16 protein-coding genes are annotated in these 25,501 nt (G+C 62.7%); 9 read left to right on the top strand and 7 right to left on the bottom strand.

Annotated elements, in window-relative coordinates; all coding sequences use genetic code 11:
* Positions 1–2: 2 nt before the first annotated feature.
* Positions 3–554 (bottom strand): hypothetical protein, encoded by a 552-nt coding sequence (locus HY30_RS16845; protein ID WP_034743575.1) that lies wholly within the window; start codon positions 552–554, stop codon positions 3–5.
* 145 nt (positions 555–699) lie between these two features.
* Here HY30_RS16845 and HY30_RS16840 point away from each other — a divergent pair, with 145 nt between their 5' ends.
* Positions 700–1,284, top strand: coding sequence for an ECF-type sigma factor (locus tag HY30_RS16840; protein WP_034743572.1), 585 nt, complete (start codon positions 700–702; stop codon positions 1,282–1,284).
* 49 nt (positions 1,285–1,333) lie between these two features.
* On the opposite strand, the gene HY30_RS16835 is transcribed toward HY30_RS16840, so the two are convergent.
* On the bottom strand, positions 1,334–1,930 hold the full coding sequence (locus HY30_RS16835; RefSeq protein WP_051615619.1) for a TetR/AcrR family transcriptional regulator: 597 nt from the start codon (positions 1,928–1,930) through the stop codon (positions 1,334–1,336).
* 260 nt (positions 1,931–2,190) lie between these two features.
* On the opposite strand from HY30_RS16835, the gene HY30_RS16830 reads away from it, so the two are divergent.
* The 5 genes from HY30_RS16830 (at position 2,191) to HY30_RS16810 (ending at position 9,164) form a co-directional block, all read left to right on the top strand.
* The gene (locus HY30_RS16830; protein WP_206741499.1) at positions 2,191–3,264 is read left to right on the top strand and encodes an efflux RND transporter periplasmic adaptor subunit; all 1,074 of its coding nucleotides are present in this window, start codon (positions 2,191–2,193) and stop codon (positions 3,262–3,264) included.
* A 22-nt stretch (positions 3,265–3,286) separates the two neighbouring features.
* Positions 3,287–6,433, top strand: a complete 3,147-nt coding sequence (locus tag HY30_RS16825; protein ID WP_034743570.1) for an efflux RND transporter permease subunit — start codon at positions 3,287–3,289, stop codon at positions 6,431–6,433.
* Entirely contained in the window at positions 6,430–7,842 is a 1,413-nt protein-coding gene (locus HY30_RS16820) for an efflux transporter outer membrane subunit (RefSeq protein ID WP_034743567.1), read from the top strand. The genes HY30_RS16825 and HY30_RS16820 overlap by 4 nt, the downstream gene beginning before the upstream one ends.
* 120 nt (positions 7,843–7,962) lie before the next feature.
* Positions 7,963–8,610, top strand: a complete 648-nt coding sequence (locus HY30_RS16815; protein ID WP_034743564.1) for a TetR/AcrR family transcriptional regulator — start codon at positions 7,963–7,965, stop codon at positions 8,608–8,610.
* 59 nt (positions 8,611–8,669) lie between these two features.
* A complete protein-coding gene (locus HY30_RS16810; protein WP_034743561.1) occupies positions 8,670–9,164 on the top strand; it encodes a MarR family winged helix-turn-helix transcriptional regulator in 495 nt (164 codons plus the stop codon).
* Here HY30_RS16810 and proB read toward each other — a convergent pair.
* The gene (gene proB / locus HY30_RS16805) at positions 9,161–10,321 is read right to left on the bottom strand and encodes a glutamate 5-kinase (protein WP_034743559.1); all 1,161 of its coding nucleotides are present in this window, start codon (positions 10,319–10,321) and stop codon (positions 9,161–9,163) included. The two genes, HY30_RS16810 and proB, sit on opposite strands and share 4 nt — an antisense overlap.
* Positions 10,322–10,605: 284 nt before the next feature.
* Here proB and HY30_RS16800 point away from each other — a divergent pair, with 284 nt between their 5' ends.
* The gene (locus HY30_RS16800; RefSeq protein ID WP_034743556.1) at positions 10,606–11,385 is read left to right on the top strand and encodes a pyrroline-5-carboxylate reductase family protein; all 780 of its coding nucleotides are present in this window, start codon (positions 10,606–10,608) and stop codon (positions 11,383–11,385) included.
* 71 nt (positions 11,386–11,456) lie between these two features.
* On the top strand, positions 11,457–13,001 hold the full coding sequence (putP, locus tag HY30_RS16795) for a sodium/proline symporter PutP (protein ID WP_034743553.1): 1,545 nt from the start codon (positions 11,457–11,459) through the stop codon (positions 12,999–13,001).
* A gap of 14 nt (positions 13,002–13,015) precedes the next feature.
* Here the strand turns inward: putP and mdoH are convergent, their stop codons facing one another.
* Together mdoH and HY30_RS16785 are read right to left on the bottom strand one after the other, a co-directional pair.
* Positions 13,016–15,136 carry a glucans biosynthesis glucosyltransferase MdoH gene (mdoH, locus tag HY30_RS16790; protein ID WP_081812330.1) on the bottom strand — a complete coding sequence of 707 codons (2,121 nt, stop codon included), beginning with the start codon at positions 15,134–15,136 and terminating at the stop codon, positions 13,016–13,018.
* Complete coding sequence (locus tag HY30_RS16785; RefSeq protein WP_155839395.1) at positions 15,136–16,875, bottom strand: glucan biosynthesis protein G; 1,740 nt, start codon at positions 16,873–16,875, stop codon at positions 15,136–15,138. Before HY30_RS16785 ends, mdoH begins: the two co-directional genes overlap by 1 nt.
* A gap of 388 nt (positions 16,876–17,263) precedes the next feature.
* On the opposite strand from HY30_RS16785, the gene HY30_RS19525 reads away from it, so the two are divergent.
* On the top strand, positions 17,264–17,983 hold the full coding sequence (locus HY30_RS19525; protein WP_051615614.1) for a 4'-phosphopantetheinyl transferase family protein: 720 nt from the start codon (positions 17,264–17,266) through the stop codon (positions 17,981–17,983).
* Here the strand turns inward: HY30_RS19525 and HY30_RS19520 are convergent.
* Together HY30_RS19520 and HY30_RS16765 are read right to left on the bottom strand one after the other, a co-directional pair.
* Positions 17,980–24,078: a beta-ketoacyl synthase N-terminal-like domain-containing protein gene (locus HY30_RS19520; protein WP_162176967.1), complete on the bottom strand. Its 6,099-nt coding sequence runs from the start codon at positions 24,076–24,078 to the stop codon at positions 17,980–17,982. The genes HY30_RS19525 and HY30_RS19520 overlap by 4 nt on opposite strands.
* Complete coding sequence (locus HY30_RS16765; protein ID WP_034743549.1) at positions 24,075–25,460, bottom strand: SDR family NAD(P)-dependent oxidoreductase; 1,386 nt, start codon at positions 25,458–25,460, stop codon at positions 24,075–24,077. The genes HY30_RS19520 and HY30_RS16765 overlap by 4 nt, the downstream gene beginning before the upstream one ends.
* Between the last annotated feature and the right edge of the window lie 41 nt (positions 25,461–25,501).

The following is a 25,501-nucleotide window of genomic DNA, read 5'->3' as shown; positions in this document are numbered from 1 at the left end:
GACTATTTCTCCTCCCATTTGCGGTTGGTGACGAAGGTGACGAGGTTGTAGAGAATGACGATGACCGTGACGGCGACGCCGATCGGGTGAGCCGTGACGACGCCCATCAAGCGTTCGCTGGCGGAATATTGCTCCCAGATGCGGCCCATGAAGGTGACCTGGAACACGGTGCCCGAAACCATCGTGGCGAGGGAGAAGAGGGCCATGAACAGCGAGATCAGACGGGCAATGCGGCTGATCCGCGTCTCCTTGGCGCGGGCAAGGCGGCGGGCGTGAACCTCCTCGTCGCGCTGGCGCTTGTCGAGTTCCTTGTCGAAGCTCTCGCCGCGTTTGATGGCCTCGGCGCGGGCTTTCTTGTCGACGGACAGGAAATCGGGCTGGGCCTTGCGGTTGGGACTTGCCCCGCTGGATGTCGTCAGGTTCGAGGCCGACCGGCGCCAGAGGACAAAGACTGTCCAGGCAAGCCAGATGGCGGTGACGACGCATGTCACGTTGAAAAGGAAGTCGATCAGCGGCCATGCTTCGGCCGGTATCGATCGCAGGGTCTCGTCCATTGGCTTGCTCCTTGCATCAGGGTTCCAATGACAGAGGCGCGGGGATGCAGCGTTTCGGTTCAGGCCGGGCTTATTTATTTTTTGGCCTTGATCTTGATCGGCGCTGTGTTTCACTGATTGCAGGGACGACGACAGGATACGGGTGGTGGCGGACACAGACGGGATTGAAGCCAAGCAATTGCTGGCAGCATGGCGGGCCGGGGACATGGTCGCGCGCGACCGGTTGTTCACATTGCTGTACAGCGAGCTGAGGCAGGTTTCGGCGGCCCTGCTGCGCTCGGAACGCAATAGTTCACTGTCGACCGGCGACCTCGTGAACGAGGCCGTGATGCGGCTGGTTCAGATGGACCAGATCGATTGGGCCGACAAAACGCACTTCCTCGCCCTGTCTGCACGGGCCATGCGCCGCATCCTGATCGACAATGCCCGCAAGAAGCACACCGACAAGCGCCACCATCACAAGGTGACGCTGGTGACGCGGCTGGGAGGCGTGACCAGTGAACGGATCGATTTCGACGTTCTGGAAAAGGCGCTGATCCGGCTGGCGGCGATCGACAAGGAAAAGGCCGACATTGTCGAGCTGCGCTACTTCGCCGGGATGAGCCATCAGGAGATTGCCGAGGTGACGGGATCGTCGGAGTCGACCGTCAAGCGCGGCTGGCGGGCGGCGCGGGCCTGGCTGATTGATGCGCTGCAGGAAGACCGCCGCGTCCGCAACGCGCCTTCCTGAGCGCTATTCATTATACAGAGAGCGTTGCAATCGCCTGCCGGCGGTTTGCTCAGTCTGCCAGGACGGCGCGGATGACCTTGCGGAGATAGCGGAGCAGGGCTTCGCGATCGAGGTCAGGATTGCGCAGGATACGGATGGGCAGGCCGCCGAACAGGGTAAACATCAGTTCAACGCGGCCTTCGACATCGCTCAGACCCAGCGTTTCGCCCAGCAGCTTTTGAAAGGCCAGCCGCGTTTCCGTGTCATTGGCCCGTAATTTTTCGGCGATGAGCGGGTTCCGCTGGGCTTCGGCGATGATTTCCAGGTTCAGGGCAGACTGGAAGGGGTCTGTCTGCGTGCGGACGCCTTCATCGGCGCGCTCGACCAGCTCCTGCAGCAGCTGGTCACGCGGAATGGCGTGGAATCCGAGCATCTTTTCACTGTGCAACTCGGATTCGCGATCAACGAGGGCTTCAATGATTGCGTCCTTGTTTTCGAAATAGTGATAAATATGCCCGGCGCTCATGCCGGCCTGTTCGGCGATGCGGGCCATGCCTGCGCCGTGAAACCCTTGTTCCACAAAGCAAATTGCCGCTGCGTCAAGGATTTGGGCGCGCCTGACTTCTGCGCGTCGCGACAGTTTTGCGGTTTCGTTCAGTGGGCTCATCAATCTCGCGACCGCTTATTCATGAAAAATTCTGCCTTTAGGGGTTGATTTGTTGCAGCGCAGTATTATTTCGAACGTTCATTCTAACATTTCAATCACTACATACATAGCGGCGATTGATCAAGGTGAGTTTAATGCCACATTTTTCCAATAATATCCGGGCGTTGTTTGCAACTGCGCTTTTTAGCGCAGTTGCCGCGTGTGGTCCTTCGACCCAAGACGCCGCCCCACAGGCGCCGCCTGCTCCCGCCGTTGACATCATGGTCGTCCACAAGACGCGCGTAGAAAGCACACGGGAACTTCCCGGTCGTGCCCGCGCCTATCGCGAGGCCGAAATTCGCCCCCAGGTGACAGGGCTGATCCAGTCGCGCCTCTTCACGGAAGGCCAGATGGTCACGGCCGGCCAAGCCCTTTACCAAATTGATGCATCCGAATACGCCGCCAGCGTGAACAGCGCCAAGGCCGCGCTTCAGCGTGCCGAGGCCACGGCTGAAGCCGCGCGCCAGACGGCCAGCCGTTATCAGCGCCTTTCCGAGATCAACGCCGTCAGCCGCGAGAATTATGACCAGGCCGTCGCGGCCCAGCGCCAGGCCGAAGCCGACGTCGCCATGCAGAAAGCCGCCGTGCAGAGCGCGAGCATCAATCTGGCCCGCACGAAAGTGACGTCGCCCATTGATGGCCGGATCGGCCGCTCGACAGTGACGCCGGGTGCGCTCGTGACCGCAAACCAGGCAACAGCGCTGGCCAATGTGCTGCAACTCGATCCGATCTACCTGGACCTCACGGCTGGCAGCTCGAAAATCCAGGAATGGAAGCGGGATGTCGCCGAAGGCCGGATCCAGTCGACCGATGGCGAAAGCGTCGACGTGAAGATCAAGCTTGAGGATGGCACGGTCTATCCGGAGCCAGGCAAGGTGGAGTTCGGCGAAGTCAGCGTCGATGAGACAGCCGGTTCGGTGATCATCCGCGCCGTTGTCGCCAATCCGGACGGGCTGCTCCTGCCCGGCATGTATGTGAACGCAAGCTTCAGCGCCGGTGCCTATGACGACGTTTTCGTGCTGCCACAGGCTGCGGTGAACCGGGATACCAAGGGCAATCCGACCGCGATGGTCGTGTCTGCAGACAGTAAGGTCGAAGTACGCAACCTGAAGATCATTGAGGCCTCCGGTAGTGACTGGATTGTTTCGGATGGCCTTGAAGACGGCGACCGGATGATCGTGAGCGGCTTCCAGAAGATCCAGCCGGGCGCATCCGTGACCGTCAAGCAGCCAATGGCCGAGACGGCTGGTGGCACACAGCAGCCCGGCGCCGATATGGCCGCGGGCAAACCCTAACAAGAACGCGGGCTGATCCCTCATGGCTAATTTCTTTATCGACCGCCCCATCTTTGCATGGGTTGTGGCAATCATTGTCATGATTGCAGGCGCGATCGCGCTGCGGTCCCTTCCGGTATCCCAGTATCCCGACATTGCTCCCGCGACGATTTCGATCAGCGCTCGCTATCCAGGTGCTTCGGCCAAGGCGGTTGAAGATACGGTGACGCAGGTGATCGAGCAGCAGATGACCGGACTTGATGGACTGGACTACATGTCCTCTTCGTCCAGTTCGCAAGGCGCCGCCTCGATCACGCTGACCTTCAAGACGGGTACGGATCCTGACATTGCGCAGGTCCAGGTGCAGAACAAGCTGTCGCTGGCGACGCCCCTTCTGCCGCAACAGGTGCAGCGCCAGGGCGTCGTGGTAAGCAAGGCCTCTGCCGGGTTCCTGATGGTTGTCGCGCTCGTTTCGCCCAATGGCACGTTCGATTCCATCGACCTCGGAGACTATGCGCGGACCAACATCATCGATCCCCTGAGCCGGACCGAAGGCGTCGGCAACGTGCAATTGTTCGGCTCGGCCTATGCAATGCGCATCTGGCTGGATCCCAACAAGCTGAACCAGTATCGCCTGATGCCTAGTGACGTTATCGCGGCCATCACCGCGCAGAACGCCCAGGTGTCTACGGGCTCGCTGGGCGGCGCTCCGGCGGTTGAGGGCCAGTCGATCACGGCCACGATCTCGCTGCAGACCCTGCTGTCGACGCCGGAACAGTTCCGTGACCTGCTGATCCTGACCACTGCGGAGGGCGGCTCCGTTCGTCTCGGCGATGTGGCGCGGGTTGAAATGGGTGGCGAGAACTATCAGACGGTTGCCAAGTATAATGGGCAACCCGCGGCGGGTATGGCTGTGGCGCTGGCCTCCGGCGCCAATGCGCTGGATACGGCTGAAGCTGTACGGGCGCAGGTGGATGCACTTTCGGGGAGTTTCCCGGACGACCTGACCGTCGTGTATCCGTTTGACTCCACGCCTTTCATCAGCACATCGATCCACGAAGTCCAGAAGACGCTTATGGAAGCTGTCGTCCTGGTCTTTATCGTCATCCTCGTGTTCCTTCAGAGCTTCCGGGCTGCCTTCATTCCAATGATTGCCGTGCCGGTCGTCCTGCTGGGTACGTTCGCCGTGCTGCTGGCCTTTGGCTATTCGATCAATACGTTCACGATGTTTGCCATGGTGCTCGCCATCGGCCTGCTTGTCGACGATGCGATCGTGGTGGTCGAGAACGTCGAGCGCGTCATGACGGAAGAGGGGCTTTCGCCCCGTGAAGCGACGCGCAAGTCGATGAACCAGATCACCGGCGCCCTTATCGGCATCGCGGTCGTGCTGTCGGCCGTGTTCATCCCGATGGCGTTCTTCCCCGGCTCGGCTGGCGTGATCTATCGCCAGTTCTCGGTGACCATCGTTTCGGCCATGACACTTTCGGTGCTGGTGGCGATCATTCTTTCCCCGGCTCTTTGTGCGACAATCCTGAAATCGCATGACAAGGATGCGGCGCATGGCAAATCGATTGTCGGACGTGGCGCGGCCCTGTTTGACCGCGGTTTCGACAAATTGCGCAGTGGTTATGAATCCGTGGTGGAGCGCATCGTGCGCCGCCGCTGGATTTTTGCGGGCGTGTTTGCCTTGATGCTTGTGGCACTGGGTATGGGCTATACGAGCCTGCCATCTTCCTTCCTGCCTGATGAAGACCAGGGATCGGTGATGACGGTCGTCCAGCTGCCGGCCGGTGCAACGCTTCAGCGCACCGAGGATGTCATGGATGACGTCTGGGATTATTACAGCACAGCAGAAGCCGACAATGTGGCCGGCGCGATGCTGGTTTCCGGATTTGGCTTCGCGGGTCAGGGCCAGAATGTCGGCATGTCATTCATCCGCCTCAATGATTGGGAAGAGCGCACCGCGAAAAAGGACTCGGCAGCGAGTATTGTCGGTCGTGCGTTTGGCACGTTCAGCCAGCGTACGGATGCTTCGGTTTTCCCGGTTCTGCCGCCGCCGATCCGCGAGCTGGGCACGGCCAGCGGCTTTGATCTCTACCTGAAGGATACGGGCGGTATCGGCCATGAGGCCCTTGTCCAGGCACGAAATCAATTGCTGGGCATGGCTGCAAGCGATCCGAGCCTGGACGCCGTGCGGCCAAACGGCCAGGAAGACAGCCCGCAGTTCAAGCTGAACCTGGATTACCAGAAAGCGCAGGCGCTGGGCGTCAGCCTGTCGGATGCGACGAGTCTCCTGTCGGTTGCGCTCGGTGGCTCCTATGTAAACGACTTCATCGACCGGGGCCGCATCAAGAAGGTCTACGTGCAGGGCGATGCGCCTTTCCGCATGCAGCCTGAGGCGATTGGCGACTGGCGTGTCCGCAACAATTCAGGCGAGATGACGCCGATGTCGGAACTCCTGTCGTCCGACTGGCAGTATGGGGCTTCCCTGCTGCAGCGCTATAACGGCGTGCCGGCCCTGAACATTCAGGGACAGGCCGCTCCGGGTGAAAGCTCGGGCGTTGCCATGGACAAGATGGAAGAGCTGATCGGGCAATTGCCCAAAGGCACCGGGTTCGAGTGGACGGGCATCAGTGCGCAGGAGCGCAGCTCCGGCAACCAGACGACACTGCTCTATACGCTGTCGGCCCTCTTCATCTTCCTCTGCCTTGCTGCTCTTTACGAGAGCTGGACGGTGCCGATCTCGGTGCTGCTCGTTGCACCGATTGGTGTGATGGGCGCGGTGGCGGGCGCACACTTTGGCGGACTGTCGAATGACGTGTTCTTCCAGGTGGGCCTGCTGACAACCATCGGTCTGGCCTCGAAGAACGCCATTCTGATCGTCGAGTTCGCCCGCGGACTGGAAGCGGGAGGCAAGGAGCTGATCCCGGCAACGATGGAGGCCATCCGAATTCGTTTCCGGCCGATCATGATGACGTCGCTCGCCTTTGGCTTTGGTATCCTGCCATTGGCCCTGAGTTCCGGCGCTGGCGCAGGGGCTCGGTCAGCGCTCGGCATTACGGTGTTGGGCGGCATGGCGGCCGTGACGCTGCTCGGCCTGTTTGCGGCGCCGCTGTTCTACGTGATCGTTCGTAAGCTGACGACACGCAACCCGAAAACACCTGCGCAAGCAAATGGAGCTGCATCATGAATAACGGACTGCGCGTTGCGCCATTGATGCTGTCGGCCGTGCTGGCCGGGTGTGTGAACCTCGCGCCGGAGTACAAGCAGGCTGATGCGCCTGTGCCTGCGGCCTTGCCGGTGGCGGCAGACCAGGGCGCGGATGCCGTGTCTGTGACTGGCTGGCAGGACCTGATCGTGTCGCCGGAGCTTGAGCGCGTCATCGCGTTGGCTCTGGAGAACAACCGTGACCTGCGCGCGGCTACGGCACGTATCGCAGTTGCGCGCTCGCAGTACGGGATCTCGCGTTCTGCACGCCTGCCATCCGTATCGGCCTCGGGTTCTGTGAAGGATGCCGGAACATTCGGAGACCCGAGTGTGGCGCTGGAGCAGCAAGCCAATTCACAGGAGGGCGTCAGTGCCCAACTCGGCGTAACGGCTTTTGAACTCGACTTCTTTGGCCGGGTGGCGAGCCTCAACGAGGCTGCCCTCCAAAACTACCTGTCGACGGTTGAAGGCGAGCGCAGCACAAAGATCGCGCTGATCTCGTCGGTAGCGCAGGCCTGGCTGACGCTGGCGGCGGATCAGGAGCTGTTGCGTCTCGCCCAGGACACGATCGATAGCCAGACGGAATCCCTGAATCTGACCAATGAGATGTTTGACTCGGGTGTCGTGACCGAAATCGACGTGCGCCGTGCATCGGCGAGTGTCGAGACGGCCCGTGCGCAGCTTGCCCAATATACCGGGCTGGTGCGTCAGGACCTGAACGCGCTGCGCTATATTGTCGGAACGGACCTGCCGGACAATGTTGCCGAGTCGGCCCAGCTGTTGCCATCGCCAGTCGTAAATCGGGTGGCAGTGGGGCAATCGTCCGCCCTGCTGCTGAACCGGCCGGACGTGCTGGCAGCCGAGCGGTCGTTGCGCGCGGCCTATGCCAATATCGGTGCGGCGCGGGCAGCCTATTTCCCGAGCATTTCGCTGACGGGATCGGCTGGCTATTCCAGCACTGAACTTGATGGCCTGTTTGATGGCGGCATCTGGAGTGTCGGTCCGCAGATATCCCTGCCAATCTTTGATGCGGGAAATCGCAGGGCCAATCTCGGCGTCTCCAAGGCGAACCGTGACCTTGCGCTGGCGCAGTATGAGCAGGCGATCCAGACGGCTTTCCGCGAGACGGCCGATGCGCTGGCAACGGCGCAGACGGTTGACGAGCGGATCGACGCCTTGCGCCGGCTGGTCGAGGATACGTCGGTGACGCTCAACCTGTCCCAGGAGCGCTTCCGGGTCGGTATCGACGACTATCTCTCAGTGCTGGATGCTCAGCGGGACGATTACACGTCGCGCCAGCAGCTGATCAGTGCCGAACTGGTCAAGGCGCTGAACGTCGTGACCCTGTTCCAGGCGCTCGGCGGTGCATCGGCCCCGGCGGCAGAGCAGTAGGAATTGACTGGCCTGTCCGGGGTGCCGGGCAGGCTTTTCCAGCCTCAGGACAAGACAAACGCGATTTCGCGGTTAGTATCGCACATCTGCTGCGGACGAGCCCCTGAATGACGCGCCTTCATGACCTCTGATATCAAGACAGACCGGCGCACCGCTATCCTCGATGCTGCTGAAGCCCAGTTTGCGCGTCATGGCTATGACGGCGTGAACCTGCGGGCGATTGCGCGCGAGGCGGGCGTGGACGTGGCGCTGGCGAACTATCATTTCGGCAAGAAGCAGGACCTGTTTGATGCCGTGCTGATGCGCCGGGCAGATGTGCTGAACGGATGGCGCCTGAAAGCCCTGACCGATGTGCTGGCCGAGGCGAGCCCTGCAGCGCCCAGTGTGGAGGCCATCGTGCGCGCCTATCTCGGGCCCTTGCTGACGGGACCGCATGTCGCCGAGTCGGGCTGGAAGCATTATTACGCGCTCATCGCCTATGTGAACAATTCCCCTGAATGGGGCGGCAAGCTGATGACGCAATTCTTTGATCCGCTGATCCGGCGCTTCATTGATGCGCTTCGGATGAGCCTTGCGCCGGTGGACGAGAAATCCCTCTTCTGGGCCTACCATTGTTTCTCGGGTGCACTGACGCTGACCTTTGCGCAGACCGGACGGATCGACCAGTTGTCACGCGGGCTTTGTCACTCGGACGACCTCGATGATGCGTATGAGCATGTCGTGCAATTCATCACGGCAGGATTCGAGGCGCTGAAGGCGGATCGTTAAGACCTGGATGGCAGGCGACTGCCTTGCAGGCATGGCTTACAGCCCTTACCAGAAGACCCATGACCAATCCTTCCGACCTCCTGAAATCACTGCGCCAGATTACGCAGGCCATCGATCTCTATTCCAAGCATTTGCTGAAAGAGACCGGGCTGACATCACCGCAATTGCTGGTGCTGCATGCCGTCAATGCGCAGGGGCGGGAGAAGCCGACTGATATCGCCAAGACGGTCAACCTGTCCCAGGGTACGATCACGTCGATTGTGGACCGGCTGGCGCGGGCAGGCCTTGTTGCGCGGGAGCGGAGCGCAGAGGACAAGCGCGTGATCGAGGTCGTGGTGACCGAGGCCGGGCGCGCGCGGCTGAAGAATGCCCCGGAACCGCTGCAGCAGAACTTCCTATCCGCCTTCAACGCATTGGCCGAGTGGGAGAAGACGCTGCTCGTCTCCTCCGTACAGCGCATAGCCGCGATGATGCATGCAGATGGGCTGGATGCCGCGCCGATACTGGAGATAGGCGACCTTGCGCCGGAAGAGGCGAGGGGCCCGGACGCCTAGCGCGCCACAGGCTCCATTTCGTCTTCGGCGGGGCTGTCCCATGGCAGGTGGCGTTCGTCGAGCACGACGAGATTGTCACGCGACACGAGCGTTGCCTTTGTATGGTAGCCGAGCAGTTTGGTCGTTTCCGTATCCAGGTTGCGGGCGAGCAGCATGGTTTCTTCCGACGAGAAGTTCGTCAGGCCACGGGCGCGCTCGAGGCCTTCCTCATCATAGATGTGGATCACATCGCTGCGGACATAGGGCCCGTGGATGGACTGCACGTCGGCACGCTCGACACCGCGCTTGCCTGCGGCGAGGGCGTCGGCGGCTTCATTGGTGATGACGAGGCTGCCGGCCATTTGCAGGCGGTCGGTGAGCCAGGCCGTCCAGGCGGAGGCAGGCTCGGTATTGGCGATACACTTGGTGTGCGGGCGCTGGTTCTTGAGCACGGACGATACGGGATTGTCAGCCTCGCCATTTGCGATCAGCGTGGTGCAGCCGGCGTTCTGGGCCATGTTGGCGGCTTGCATCTTGGTCAGCATGCCGCCGCTGCCGAGGGCGCTCGTGCCTTCAGTGACGGACAGGTATTCGGACACATCGTGCAATTCTTCGACCAGCTTGGCGCCGGGCTCGGACGGGTCCTTGTCATATAGGCCGTCGACGCTGGTAAGGATGACGAGATGCTGGGCCTGGATCATCTGGGCGATGCGGGCGGCCAGGCGGTCATTGTCGCCGACGCGGATCTCTTCGGTCGTGATCGTATCGTTCTCGTTGACGATCGGCATGACATTGCCGTTCAGCAGACGGTGAACCGTGTTCTTGGTGTTGAGGAAGCGGCGGCGCTCTTCAAGGTCGCCGCGCGTGACGAGCACTTGCGCGATGTCGAACCCGAATTCATGTGCGACCTGCTTGTAGGCGTTGAGCACGATCGGCATGCCGCAGGCGGCCGCAGCCTGCTTGTCGCGCAGACCGGCATTTTCGGGCTTTACATTCAGCGTGTTAAGTCCGAGTGCCACTGCACCAGATGATGTCAGAACGACTTCGTAGCCTTCTGAACGCAGCAGCGCGATGTCTTCAAGCAGCCGCTGGATGAATGCCCATCGCGGGGTGAGCAGGTCTGGATTGGCCAGGAGGCTCGATCCGACTTTCACGACGATCCGTTTGGTTTGGGACAAAATTTCGCTCCATAGGTTTGTGGCCTCGAACTAGGTGTATTTTGAGCAGGAAACAACATGCCAGACTCAAAAACATGGATGTAATTGCAGCCAGAGGCCTGCGAGGCGCAAAATACATTATATATAACAGGGTGTTGAACAAGAGGTTACGGCAGGGAAGGTCGCGTTATGTGTGAAATTCCTGTCATTAAAATTTGAATACAAAACAAAAATGTCTAGGAAGGCATCTTACACCGTCTCAGACGATTCCACTAACAAGAGCATGATGGGAAAAGACTATCGCAATGAAGGCACTTTTGATCGGATGCGGAAAAATGGGTGGCGCGCTGCTGGAGCAGTGGGCGCAGTCTCCGGACTGGGATTTTACCGTTGTGGACCCCTATACCGAGAAGGTGCCGGATGGTGTCCGCCTCGTGAAGGAGCGCAGCGCGATTGACTCCGAGCGTTTCAACCTCGTGATCGTGGCGATCAAGCCGCAGATGGTTGATGACGTCATGCCCGATTATCGCGACCAGCTGGAAGAGGGCGGCGTTGTCGCCTCCATCGCAGCGGGGTGTTCGGTCAAGCGTCTTCAGACGGCGACCGCGGCCGGCCCGGTTATTCGCATCATGCCGAACCTGCCCGCGCTGATCGCCAAGGGCGTCAGCGGCCTGTTTGCCAGCCCGGAATGTTCGGACGCGCACAAGCAATCGGTCGAGGCGCTGATGGCGCGGGCCGGAACGGTTGTGTGGGTGAATGAGGAAGACAAGCTGGACCGCGTGACGGCCGTTGCCGGTAGTGGCCCCGGCTATGTGTTCGAGATCGCCCGCACCTATATCGAGGCGGCCAAGTCGCTGGGCTTCACCCATGAACAGGCGCGTGACCTGGTGCTCGGCACGATGCAGGGCGCCATCGAGATGGCGCTTGGCTCGGAAGACAGCGTCGAGACGCTTCGCAACTCGGTCACCAGCAAGAACGGCACGACGCAGGCGGGGCTCGAAGCGCTGAATGCGGACGGTGCCCTGACGGAGCTGATGCGCCGCACGACGCAAGCCGCCTATGACCGCGCCGTGGAGCTGCGTTAGCCAATTCCCGCCGCTTCTGGCATGACGGTCCCCACACACCGCAGATAAAGACGACAGAGAAGAAGGTTTACATGAACATAGCAGCCATAATTTCGCTCGGCCTCTATTTCGTCCTCATGATGCTCATCGGGCTTTATGCCTACCGCAAATCGACGAGTGACGTTTCCGAATACATGCTTGGCGGCCGCCAGTTGCACCCCGCTGTGGGCGCATTGTCGGCCGGGGCATCGGACATGAGCGGGTGGATGCTGATGGGCCTGCCGGGCGCTGTGTTCGTGACCGGGTTCAGTGCTGCCTGGATTGCCGTCGGCCTGGTGATCGGGGCGTATTTCAACTACCGCCTCGTGGCGCCGAGACTGCGCGTCTATACCGAGCTGTCGGAAGACTCGATCACGATTCCTGACTTCTTCGAGAAGCGGTTCAAGGATCGCTCCCACCTGCTGCGTGTCCTGTCGTCCGTGGTCATCGTCATCTTCTTTACGCTCTACACGTCTTCCGGCGTCGTGGCCGGCGGCAAGCTGTTCGAAGCCTCGTTCGGGCTTGATTACACGCTCGGCCTGTTTGTTACGGCGGGTGTTGTGGTCGCCTATACATTGTTTGGCGGGTTTCTGGCGGTCAGCCTGACGGACTTCGTGCAGGGCTGTATCATGTTTGTGGCGCTGGTTCTTGTGCCGATCGTGGCCATCAATGCGGTTGGCGGGTTTGACGCGACCCATACGGAAGTGCTGGCGTCGCCGCCTGCCAGCGTTGCCGACGCGCCAAGTCGTGCGAACTTCTTCAACTGGTTCCAGGGGCTCTCCGTGATCGGGATCATATCCGCCGCCAGCTGGGGGCTAGGGTATTTTGGCCAGCCGCACATCATCGTGCGCTTCATGGCGATCCGCTCGCTGAAGGACATCGCGACGGCGCGCTATATCGGCATGAGCTGGATGCTCGTGACGGTGCTCGGCGCCGTGGCCGTTGGTGTGGCAGGCGTGGCTTATGTCAACGAGCAGAACATCAATGACCAGCTGACCGACCCGGAAACGATCTTCATCCTGTTCTCGCAGGTCCTGTTCCACCCGCTGATCACGGGCTTCCTGCTGGCAGCCATCCTTGCGGCCATCATGAGTACGATCTCTTCTCAGCTGCTCGTTTCATCAAGCTCGCTGACGGAGGATTTCTACAAGACCTTCCTGCGCAAGGAAGCGAGCCAGAAAGAGCTGGTGCTCGTGGGACGCCTGTCAGTACTTGTCGTCTCGCTGATTGCGATCCTGCTGGCCTTTGACCGGTCGAGCAGCATTCTGTCGCTGGTCAGCTATGCCTGGGCCGGGTTCGGCGCGGCATTCGGCCCGATCATCCTGTTGAGCCTCTACTGGCGCCGTATCACGCGCAATGGTGCGCTGGCGGGCATGGTCACCGGGGCACTGACCGTCTTGTTCTGGCTCTATGCGCCGGTCACCATCAATGGCGCGTCGCTGTCGGATACGATCTATGCGCTCGTGCCGGGCTTCTTCCTGAGCATGCTGGCAACGGTGGTCGTCAGCTTCATGCGCAGCGAGCCGCGGCCCAAGGTGCAGGAAGAGTTCGACGAGATGATGGTTGCGATGTCAGCCGAGAAGCAGCCGTTTTTCTAGGCGACGCTAAAGTCTCACGTGGTGCCCGTGGAGTATTGCTGCTCGCGGGCACCATAGTGATCCACCACCTTTTCAAGGTCGCGTGGTGAGTTCAGCAGGGCGAGCATCTCTTTGGGTGCCAGCGCGCTGATATATTCCTCAATCGATGGCAGGCGTTCTGCGCGGGCGCGGGCAAGCGCCAGCGGCGTGTGCACCTCGGCACGCTCGAGCGGCCAGTAGCTGTCGACCAGATGTGTCCGGCGTGTGCGCAGGTTGCGGTCTGCAAAGAGCCCAGCGATGGTCGGGGAGATAAGGCCTTCGTAGTGGGCGCGGTCGGCAACCGAATCGAGGAACGACTTGGGCGGGTCGATCTCGTCCGGGCTGTGCAGCAGGTTCATGCGGTTGGCAGCGTCGCCACTGCGTTCACGGCCGGTCCACCATGACAGCGTCGCCGCCAGCACCATGCCGATCGTGGCGGGCGCGAGCCAGGCCGCGAAGAGCGGCGAGATGGCGAAGGCGGAGACCGTCAGCAGCACGCCGAGCACGATGGCGGGCGTGTGGTGGCGGAACGTGTCCTTGAGGCTGTACTCATTGGATTCCCGATGCTGGGGATTCCAGCCGCCGTCCCGGCCCGTGAAGACGCGGTAGACCGCGACGGTCTGCTCGACCAGCAGGACGGGCGCCAGAAGGACCGAGATGATCGTCTCGGCGAGCACTCCGTAGAAGGTGCGCAGCAGGCCGACCGTATTGCGCCAGCGCGGCGCGGCAAAGCCGTAGATCATGCCGTAAAGCTTGGGCGCGAACAGGATGGCCATGGTGATCAGGAAGAGATGCAGGGACCGTTCGGAGTCGATCACGGGCCACGATGGGAAGAGGGCGGCCGACTCGCCGAAATATTCCGGCGTCAGGAACATGTTCTGCAGGGACAGCATCATACCGATGGTGATGAAGAGCAGCCAAAGCGGCGAGGCGAGATAGGAGAAGATCCCGATCATCAGGTGCATGCGGCTGGTAAAGGTCAGACCGTGCGTCTTCAGGAGCACGGCCATATGCTGCATGTTGCCCTGGCACCAGCGACGGTCGCGGATCGACAGGTCGATGATCGAGGGCGGGCCCTGCTCGTAGGAACCACCGAGTTCGGGAGCGATCTGGACGTTCCAGCCAGCGCGGCGCAGGAGCGCGGCTTCGACAAAGTCGTGGCTGAGGATGGAGCCGCCGAACGGCGCGCGGCCGGGGATTTCGGGCAGGCCCGCTGCGCTGGCAAGCGCTTCGATCCGGAGGATGGCGTTGTGGCCCCAGAAGTTGCCTTCGTTCTGGGCCCACCAGGCCAGGCCGCTGCCCAGGACGGGGCCATAGAGGGCGGCAGCGAACTGCTGGGTGCGCGAGAAGAGGGTGCGACCGCCGACCAGCTGGGGAATGGTCTGGATGAGGCCTGTGGCGGGCGAGGCTTCCATGCGGCGGGCCAGTTCGATCAGCGTTTCGCGATCCATGAAGCTGTCGGCGTCAAACACGATCATGTAGTCGTAGCGGCCGCCCCAGCGCGTGATGAAATCGCGGATGTTGCCGGACTTGCGGTGAACGTTCATCGTGCGGCGGCGATAGTGGACGAGAACGCCGGGTGATAGACGCGTGCGCATCAGCTCGAATGCGGCTTCTTCCTGCAGGGCGACTTCCGGGTCATTTGTGTCGCTGAGAATGAAGCATTCGAAGCGGCCGGGTGCGTTGGCGAGGGATTCGGCGGTTGATTCGACGGTTGCGAAGACGCGGTCGACGCTCTCATTATAGATCGGGAAGACGATGACGGTGCGGCCGGTAAGCAAGGCGGGGCCGGGTGTGGCACGGCGCTTCCGGACGAGGCCCACCATGGCCGCGATAAAGCCGATCGTGCTGCTGACGAAGGCGTAGGCAATCCAGCTGATGTTGATGCAGAAGACAACGAGCAGCAATTGCTCAAGCGATGTCACGCCGGACACGTTGAGCACGTGGTACATTTCGATGGTGGCCCAGCCGGCCAGAATGATGGACAGGCCGAACAGTGTCACCTTGCGCCACATCTGCGATCTCGGAGCGTTACGGTTGACCGTTGGCGCTGTCTCGAATGCCTGATCCGGCATTGAGATGGGAAATTCGGCAGGGCGGGCGCGAAATGTAATCATCAAGGTCTCCAGCGGTAGAGCCAGGTTTCGGAGACCGGGCGATCAGCCTTGGTCAGGCGAGCACGCAGTTCCGACAGGCTGGCATCCTTGGTGTCCAGCTCAAAGCTGAGACGCATCCCGCCTGTATCCGGGTTGGGGCGCACGACAGGTGCAATGATCGTACCTGCCGATGTCGAGACTTCCGGAATGGCATCCCGCAGGAGGGCGTCATTGTCGGATTCAAAGTCGATCAGGAAGACCGGGCGTTTTGTGCTCGGCGAAATGCCGACTTTCGTGGCCGTGATGCGGGCAACGGGCGCGACAACCGGCTGTGGCAGGCTCCAGGTCATCTGGTAGGCGAGACGAACGGGCTTGCCAGCGTCCCAGGCAGCCTTGGGGCGCCAGGAGACAACGATATTATCGTTGTACTCGTTGGTTGTGGGGATTTCGACGAGAGTCAGGTTGCCGGGCCCCCAATCGCCTTTTGGGGCGATCCAGACATTCGGGCGGCGCTCGTAGCTGGCTTCAAGATCGTCATAGTCCTTGAAGTCGCGATGGCGCTGGATCAGACCGAAGCCCAGCGGTGGCTCGGTCGCGAAGCTGGAGATTTCGAGCTGGCTGGGGTTGGCGAGGGGACGCCAGACCCATTCGCCGTTCTGCAGCTCCATCATCAGGCCTTCGGAATCGTGGACCGCGACGCGATAGTCGCGGTTGCCGCGATTGATGCTCTGGGGCGAGAAATAATACATTGACGTGATCGGCGCGATGCCGACTTCGGTGAGCTTGCGGCGCGGGAAGAATACCGCCTCGACGTCGATCATCGTGGCGGTGCCGGGCGTGATGACGAACCGGAAGGCGCCGGTCATGCTCTGGCCGTTGAGCAGGGCGTAGACTGTCATCGCATGCGCCCCGGGTTCAGGCTTCACCAGCCAGAATTCACGGAAGGACGGGAACTCTTCGCCCGACGGCGATGCGGTGGAGATGGCGACGCCCCGTGCCGAAGCGCCATAGACTGTTCCGGCGCTGAGGGCGCGGAAGAAACTGGCGCCCTTGAAGCTTATCAGGTCGTCCCACTTGCCGGAGGAATTGAGCGGCGTGGTGACATGGAAGCCCGCAAAGCCGAGGGCCTTCTTGTCTTCATCTGAGAGCGGGAGGTCGAAGAAGGAGAAATCTGCTTCATTATAGGCGCGGGGCTTGGCCACGCCGTTCTCGATGATATTGAGCTTGACCTCGTCATTGAAGAGGTAGCCGCGCGGATCATAGTGAACGCGGAACGGAACCGATTCGTCGGGGGTCCACTCGGCCGCCTCGCGCTTGAATTCGACGCGGCGATACTGGTCGTAATTGAGCGCTGCGGCGGAGGATGGCACGGGCGGGGATTTCTGGACTTCGTGTTCGGACAGGGCCTGGGCCTTGTTGATGACCTGTTCAAAGCTGAAAGGCGCTGCGGCTGGCGCGGGCGCGGACGTGGGTGCCGCGGATGCGACCTTGACGGTGTCGGTCTCGATTTCTCCGAGCGGTTCAGTGGTTATGTCCGCGACCGAGTCGAGCGGGGTGACCACCGGGGCGGTTGGGGGAAGGCCCGCATTATCCGGATCAGTGGCTTCGATGTCTGCGGTCGTGGCGGCGGCGCCATCGTCTGCGGCCTTGCGCGACGGACTGGACGACATGGATGCGATGAGGGCGCCACCCGCAAGGATGAGCGTCGCTGCGCCAAGGGCGACAGCAGGAATGAAGTAAGGACGTTCAGTCAGTTTCAAGGCAACCTCATTGTCGGCTACGCCATGGTCTTTCAAAGTGTTACGAATTTCATGAGGCAACAAAAACGCCCAGCAGATTGCTGACGCTATTGATAGCGCCTTCCAACCGGGCAATACGCCTCACCTCAGCTTTCGTTTCACTGAGAATTTTGGTTATTTTGCGGCGCAGCATTACCATGCTGCAATGACACCCCTGACAACCGACCCACGCAACCAATGCTGCACCTTGCAATTTGTTGCAAGTGCTCAAATGCTGTGGGTGCAGATGGCGGGCAATTGCACAGCATGCATGCAGAGATTCCTGTATCCGAAGCACGAAATCGTCTTAAAACAGGCCTCTGGGGCAGATATCAGCCTGAAATTGCCCACCGACGGATCCGGATAACGTATGGAAACAGATGCAAACACCGGGCTTTCGCCGCGTTTCCCCGCCTTCGTAAAAGTCGTCGCACCATTTAAAGCCATTGAGGCGACATTGTGCGACAGCGCAACCTGGGCGGCAGCTGAAGGCGATGCCATTCCCCCAATGCGCGAAGACGAGGGTGTTCGGGTGGCGAAATTGGTCGATGCCGGGGCGGCAAGGCGTCTGCGGGATTCGCTTGTCTGTGCACGGGCCATGATTGCGCAGCGGCTCGGGATAAGTGCGGATGACGTACGACTCACCCGCTCGGACGAGGGGCCTCCGCACCTCGAGAATGCGCCTGAGCGGAGCGTTTCCATTTCGCGCAGTGGCGGCTGGACGCTTTTGGCGTTGGGGGATGGCCGTGCGATCGGTGCGGATGTGGAGGTCATGCGGCCCCTCGACTGGCGCGCCATGCTGGGGATGGTGTGCAGCGAGCCCGAGACGGCGGCGTTCACGGCATTGGCGGAAAATAAGCCGGAGCAGACGCTGCGGGCTTTCTTTACACTGTGGACCATAAAGGAGGCCGTTTTGAAAGCCACGGGGCGTGGCTTGCGCGGCGGCGCCAAAACGGTTGCCGTGCCGGTTGAAGGGCTCGCAGGTGATGCGCAGCCGCTCCGCGAGATCAGCGTGGCAGGTGTAACCTATAGTGTTTGGTCCGGCTGGGAGGGCGAGGTGGCCCTGAGCCTTGCGATTGCGCGCGACTAGGGCCGATCTTCCAGAGCGATTGTCAGCGGGCTCGCCTCATAGATGCGCAGGCCGTCACACCAGAGGCTGCCCTTGCCGGTGATGAGCGTGCGGCTTCCGGAGGCTGCGATGTCCATGATTTCCATGACGGTTGTGACTTCCTGTTTGTCAGGCGCGACCTGTCCCCTGTACATCCATTTGACCGGCGCACCAGCGGCGACCGTTTCGAAGCGCGGCGCGGTCATGCCGTTTGCGAGGCCTTTCAGGCAGGCAGCATGGGAGAGGAGCTGGACGAGGGCGTCGAGGCCCAGCGATCCCGGCTGGACCGGATCCTGGAAGAAGTGGGCCTTGAAGTACCAGGCGTGCGGATCGACGGATTGGCGTCCACGCGCGAGGCCGAGGCCGGCCGCGCCGCCGTTCGCGTCGAAATAGTCGAGCCGGTCGAGCATGCGCAGCTCGCCGCGCGCGACAGGGGCGGCGGGCAGTTTGCCGTCACGGTTCGGGGCGAGGTTCAGCAGGGCGCGGTGGGCGTCTGTGACGGCGAGGCCTGCCTGCCGGACAAGGGCGGCAGCGGGGAAGAAGCCGAACTGGGTTTTCAGGTTCATGACCGGGCGGCCGTTGGCGAGCCGGGTCTTGAGGGCAAAGGCGACAATCGTCATCGGGCCGACCTTGGAGAAGGAGGTCAGTGTCGTGTCAACAATGATGGTGCCGTCCTGTGGGCCAACTTCCATGAAGACTTCACCGTCGCCGTCGAGATTGCGGAAGCGTTCGCCGCCTTCGAGGGCAAAGCCGCAATGGCTGGCGAGCCAGCCGCATGGCTGCAGGACGATTTCGGAGAGGACGGCAAAGGGCATGGCGCCGTTGGCATTGTCGCGGAAATACCATGCGTCGGCGGGAATGTCGTATTCGGCGGTAATGTTGGCGCCGGCTTCCTTGACGCCGGGGCGGGTCGAGACCTGCGTGACGCGGGTCATCATGTGATAGGGCGGCTGGGGCAGGCGTGGGGCGCGGCCGGCTGTGTCGAACGGGCGGTAGAGTTCGCCGAAGGCGGAAGACGGCGCACTGGCGGCGCAGTTCAGCAGGGCGGCATGGTCGCCCCGGCTTTCGCCCATAGGGCCGACACGGAGGGGTGTGTCGGTGGTGTGCGGCGCGGGCCAGTCCTTGCGGAGGCGAATGGCGAAGCGTGGGCAGTGGAAGACCTTCTTGCCGTCCGAGCAGGCGAGGAGGGAAGCATAGAGCACCGGGCTTTCACCATCCACGATGTCTTCGATGAAGACTTCGTAGTTCACTTCATGATCGCGGTCGGGAATGACCTGTCCACGACAGACGAATTTCGCGGTTTCGCCGGGCATGGGCTCGAAAACATAGCCGTCGCGTTCGATAGTCAGACCTGCGGCGGCGGCGTAGAATTCGAGCGCCTGAACGGCGGCTTCGGCCATCAGCGTGCCGGGCATGCAGGGGTCTTCGTGGAAGTGGCCCCGATAGAACCAGGCATCCGTTGGCACATGGGCGCGGGCCTTGAGATAGCCGCGTCCCCACGGGCCACCGGCGGGATCGAAGGTTGTGATTTCGTCGAAGAAGGCGAGCTTGTCGTCCGGCAGGTGGGGTGTGCGGGAATGGGCGGCGCAGAATTCGAAGCCCTTGCCGAAGCAGGCATAGGCGTCTCCGGTGCGGAAGGCGGCAAGGTCGGTGGCTGTGAAGGCGCGCTTGGCGCTGGCGCGGGACGTGTCGAAGGGGTGCGGTGTGGCGATAGTGGGGGCGTGGGTGGCGGCGTCCCAGATGACGCCCTTGCCGGAGGCGAGTTCGTCATCGGTGAAGAAGCCGGCCTGACCGTTGCGGACAGAGAAGACCTTCCGGTCACCGACCATGCAGTCATACTGGAAGAAGAACATGCGCACGCCCGCAAGCGTGGCGTGGCCCGTGATCTCTATCTGGAAGGCGAGTGTGTCGCCGGGGCCGGGCAGGCCGCCATCGTGGAAGGTGATCTCGCAGCCGAGGAGGCGGTAGACGCGCTCGCTACGGTTTTTCAGGTCGGCGCCCATCCAGCCAATCAAGGTGAGGTCGGCCTGACCGCATTCGATCAACGGGCCGGGGCGGACGCGGCCATTGCGGACGTGCCAGTCGTCGGCGGTGAGGTCTGTCTCGGTCCAGATGACACCGAGGCTTTCGACACCTGCTTCGGCATCGATGCCGGTGATGCGGTCAACAAGGAGGAGCGGCGGCGCGGGTAGGCGAACCTGACGGGCGAACTGGTCCTGTCCGATAAATTCGGGGCCAAAGAAATCCGACATGAGGCCGCGTGAGGCGGCTTCGATGGCAGGACGTGTCCATGCCGGGCCAGTCGGCGCGCGCGGCGCGAGCGGCTCGTTGCCGGAGACGACCTTGCGGGGTGGGGCGCCCGGTGTGCGGGGTTTTGGACCTGAGCAGGGTGGCGGCGTGGGCGCGACAGTGACGGCGCCGCTATGGGCGTAGTGCGGCACGGGCAGGGCTGGCGCGGGTGGCAGGCCGTCTGCTGGCGCGCTGCGTGATTGCGGGATCCTGGGGGTTGGATAGTGAACCGGTGTCGTGAGGGGCATGGGGTCGGTTCCTGTCCAGGGATTGTTGCGGGCGGCATCGAGCCTTTCGGCGACACGGGCAATATTGATATTGCGGCCATCCGCGAAAAGCGTGGCGGTAAGGTGGGCGATCTGGGCGAGGTCTGACGCGACGATCCGGTCGGTGGCGACGGCGACGTGGGGCTTGTCACCAAGGATGCTGGAGATCGCGCGGCTGAGCGTGGCGCGGGGGCCGAGTTCGACAAAGGTGCGCACGCCGTCGTCATAGGCCTGCAGCACGGTGGGTGGGAAATCTACGGTATCGACGGCCTGACGTGTCAGCATGTCGGCGACGCGCGCCTTGGTTGGCGTGTAGCTGGCATTTATGGCGTTGGCATAAAGCCGGATGCCGGAGACGCGAGAGACGGCGCGCGTGTGCAGCGTTCGCCACTGATCCTCGAAGGGCTTCATGGCCTTGGCATGGACGATGAGATGCTGGTGCATGGCGGCGCCGGCGCGGGGGCCGAGCGACTCCGCGACCGCGCGGCAGGCCGCTGAGGGACCGCCGATCAGGCAGTCATGATCGGAATAGATGATCGTGATTTCGACATTCGGGTGCGCAGTGATGGCGGCGCGCAGTTTTTCCAGAGGGGCCTGGATGTGCCAGTTGGACCAGTCCGAAGGGACGTTAGGGCCCCAGGCGGCTTGTGCGGTTTCAAAGTCGCCGCCGAGATGGCGTTCGTACATGGCGGCATCTTCGATCTCGTCGAGGAGCTTGCCGGGATCTTTCCAGAAGCCGAAGGCGAAGAGCGCGTTGGTCTCGCCAAGTGACAGGCCGAGGGCTGCGGTAGGCGTGACTTCCAGAATATCGCGCAGCAGGATTGTGTGGGCTTGGCTAACCAGTGTGCCGGCGCAGAGCTGTTCGAACTCGGTCAGCTCGGAGCGGGTGAGGAGGTCGGCCATTTCCGTGGCGCGGGACATTGTGGCGATTTGCTGGGCGAGTTCAGGGAAAGCCATGAACAGGCCACGCGACATGCGCGGGTATACGGCGGCAGAGCCGGTGAAGACGAAGGCGAGTTCGCCGTCCGGTTCGCCCTCGCCGTAATAGATGCCGGGGCCATCGGGTGGGGTGCCGGATTCGAGGGCTGTGGCGGCCGTTTCGATGAGGGCGTCGCGTTTGGATTTGTCGGCGGCGAGAAGGGCAATGCGGCATTTGCCTTTTCCGCCGGTCTTGCCGCTGCGGAGTTTCGTCGCGAGGGAGGCGGGCGTGGCGCCGGAAGCCCAGAAGAGGTGTGGCGGGGCGCGAAGCGGGTCTGGGCTCGGCTTCGGCGGGGCGCCGGTGAGTGAGACGCTGGCACCGTGCGAGAGGCTGGTGGCGGGCGCGGTGACTGTGTGTGTTGCTGGCTCGCCCGTCAGGTTCGGTATGGCGGCGTCTGGCGTGATAATCTGGTCGCGGGCCATGAGGAGCGCGGCGGCGGCGAGTTCGAAGAGGGGCGCGGCAGTTGGCGCAGTTCCGTAGGCGGTGGATATAAGAGGGGTGGCTGGCTCGCCCGATGGCACCCACGTGACCTTGCCGACTGTGGCGAGGATGGGGTCACCTGCGGCTTCGGCATCGGAGCGGCGTTTCAGGACGAGGGCGGCTGCCATGTCGCCGGGGTTTTCGGTGCCCAGTTCTGCGAGTGCGGCCTTTGTGACTGTCTCTGTGGCAAAGTCGGCGGCGGCGACAACGGCCATGTCCAGGCGGCCTGCACGCAGGGCGTCACAGGCAACATCGAGGGCCGCGAGGCCAGAGGCGCCCTCGGAGGAGATGGCATAGCCTTGGCCGCGCAGGTCTTCGGCCGAGGTGATGCGGTTGGCGGTCATGTTGGCCATGGCGCCGAGGACCGTTGCGGCCTGAAGCGGTGGGGCGATGCCTTCCTGCGCTTTTGCATGTTCAGGTGTGCCCGGCGTGGGGCCGAAGGCCTTGGCGGCGCGTTCGCGGAGCAGCCAGCGGGCGGAGTCCGCGGCGCAGCCCATGCCGACAAAGACACCCGCGCGCTCGGGATCGGGCCGGGAGACTTTCTCAAGCACGGCGCGGCTGAGCGACAAGACAGCGAGTTGCTGCGCTTCGGCCTGCAGCAAGTCATTCGGCGGGGTGCGGGCATGGCGCGGGTCGGCGCCTACGGTCTCGCAGGGCTTTGCCGGGGAGACCGGATGGTTCATCAGGCGGCGGAGGACATCGCGCTCGCCGCTGTCTGCGCCGCCCATGAGCGCGGCGCTACAGATGACAATATCGTCTTCCGGGGCGTCTGGCAGGGCAACCTGAATGGCGCCTGTAGTGGGCTCGTGCTGGTCGAGGATGAGGTGCGCATTGTTTCCGCCGAAGCCGAAATTGCTGATGGCGGCGCGGCGGGGGCTGCCTGAGGTTTTCCAGTTTTCCGGCTTTGAGAGCGGATGGAGGGCCGGTGAGGAAAGGGCGTCGATGAGCTGACCGTCGAGGGGCATTGGCGGCAGGGTTTCGTTCGCCATGGCCTGCGTGAGTTTCAGGAGGCTGGCGAGGCCTGCGACTGTGATCAGGTGGCCCGTATTGGCCTTGAGCGAGCCAATGGGAAGGTTGCGGTCCGTGCCGAAGACGCTTGAGGCGGCGGCGATTTCGACACTGTCGCCAACCGGCGTGCCGGTGGCGTGGCATTCGAGGAAGTCGAGGCTGTCTGGTGCGATGTCGGCATCGGCATAAGCGCGGCGCATGGCTTCGGCCTGGCCTGTCGCATCGGGGGCGAGCAGGCCTTTGCGCTTTCCGTCATTGGAGAGGCCGATGGCGCGGATGACGCCGTGAACTGTGTCGCCTAGCGTGACATCGCTAAGGCGTTTCAGCACGACAGCGACGGCGCCTTCGGATGGGACGAGGCCGTCTGCGCCTTTGATGAAGGGACGCGAGCGTCCGGTCGGACTGAGCGCCTGAAGCGCTTCGAAGCCGATATGGAGGATCAGGCTGTCAGCGGCATTGACCGCGCCGACGAGGGCGACGTCGATCTGGTGGGTCTGGAGTTTGCGGCAGGCGATTTCGAGCGCGTAGAGCGAGGACGCGCACGCAGCATCAAGGGCAAGGACGGGGCCGGTGGCGCCAATGGCCTGTGCGAGGACATGGGCCGGGAACCCGGAATTGAAGGCGTCTGTCGCGGGGCGGCTGGATGTGCCGTGCGTCCAGATGTCGGCGGCGTAGGCGGCCTTGGCGCGGCTTGGATAGGAGAGGTTGGCGAGGAAGACGCCGCGTTTGTCGGCGGTGGTGTTCGTCTTGCCGGCTTCGTCCCAGGCTTGCCGGGCGGCGTGGAGGGGCCATTGGCAGACGGGGTCGAGCGCAGCGGCGTTGAGGCCGGACAATTTTGCGCGGGTGGGATCGAAGACTGTGTCGAAGCCAGTGACGAATCCTGCGACGTAGCGGGAGGCGGCTTCTTCGGCGTCAGTCAGGCCGAAGGCGCCTTTGGGCGCGCGTGTGATGAGGCATTCATTGCCGACCACGGCTTTCCAGAGCGCTTCTGGCGAGAGCGCGCCGGGCAGGACGCAGCCTTGGCCGACAATGGCGATGGGCTCGAAAGCCGTCATGCGCCGCTCCATGCATCACCGACGAGGAGCTCGACAATGTCACGGTCGCCGCTGAGGAGCTGGTCGGCGAAGATGCGGGCGCCATCGGCCTGACCGATCAGGGAAATGCCCTGCTGGGCGAAGTGGGCCGCGAGGCCGGCGTCCACCATGCCCCCATCCCATGGGCCCCAGTTGAAGGATTTGACCTGCGCGTTGGGGAGCTGGGCGTGGAGCTGGCGGGCGAGCTGGTTCAGGCATTCGTTCGCCATGGCATAGTCGGCCTGGCCGGTATTGCCGAAGAGGGCGGAGGCGGAAGAGAAGAGGCCGATATGGGTGAGCTGGGCCGTGTTGATGGCGCCGAGTAGGGCGAGGAGGCCGTCGACCTTGGGACCGAAGACCTTGCGAACTTCCGCTTCCGTTTTCTCCATGGCGAGCTTGTCGGCGAGGACGCCAGCGCCGTGGACGAGGCCGGTGATCGGGCCATGTTGAGCCTGAATGGCGGCGATGGCGGGCGCGAGGGTGGCGGTGTCGGAGAGGTCAAGCTGGACGTAGTGGGCGGTTGCGCCTGCCGCGGCGAGGGCCGTGAGTGTGGCGTGGATTTCCTGTCCGGCGAGCGCGGCGCGAGCTGTGCGGTCTATGTCGGCGGGTTTGACTTTCTCGCCGCTGGCGACGGCCTGCTGGGCGAGCGCGGCGCGGAGGGCTTTCAGGTCTTGTGTGGGGGCGACACCCTGGGGCCATGCGCTGAGGGCGGAGCGGCCAGCGAGCAGGAAAGTGCCCCCTGTGCGGCGGGCGAGTTCTATGGCGCAGGTGGCCGTGACGCCGCGCGCGCCGCCGGTGACAAGCCATAGGGCTGGCGCGGTGTGTGCTGAGGAAGTGGGCGGGGCCAGTGTTGGGGAGAGATGGGTTTTTCTGGACTGTCCGTCAGTTGTCAGCAACCGGTCGGTTGGGGAAGTAGCCAGGGCCGCGAGTGTGTGCGTGGCCCGGGTGGCGGCGTCCGTGGCGGACAGGGAGAGCGTTGTGACGTTCGTATCCGGCCATTCCTTGCGGAGCGTGCGAGAGAGGCCGGGGAGGCCAGAGACCGTTTCAGTGCTTTGCAGGAGGACAATGCGGGCGCCGGGCATGCGGGCGGTCCGGGCTTGTGCGAGGGCTGACCAGTGGCGGTCAGCGGAGGGATAGTTGGTCAGGCCCTCTGTCAGGATGACAGTGTCGGCCGTGCCGGATGGCGTTGCGACGCGGGTCGCCTGTGCACCGATTGCGGCGGCGAGCGCATTGGCCATAGAAGGTTCGGCTGTGGTGATTTCCACGGTGCCGAGGCATGGGATATTGGCCAATGGCATTGTTTCCGGCGCGGTGAAGCGGACCGGGCAGACGTCGCTGCCATAGGCGGCGACGGGCTGAACCATGACTGGGGAACGGTGAGCTGAGGACGTGGCCTCACCGCCCC

The organism is Hyphomonas chukchiensis (genome assembly GCF_000682695.1).
GTDB classification, from domain to species: domain Bacteria; phylum Pseudomonadota; class Alphaproteobacteria; order Caulobacterales; family Hyphomonadaceae; genus Hyphomonas; species Hyphomonas chukchiensis.
Note: the sequence above shows the minus strand (reverse complement) of the source record. Positions and strands in the feature narration are given on the sequence as shown.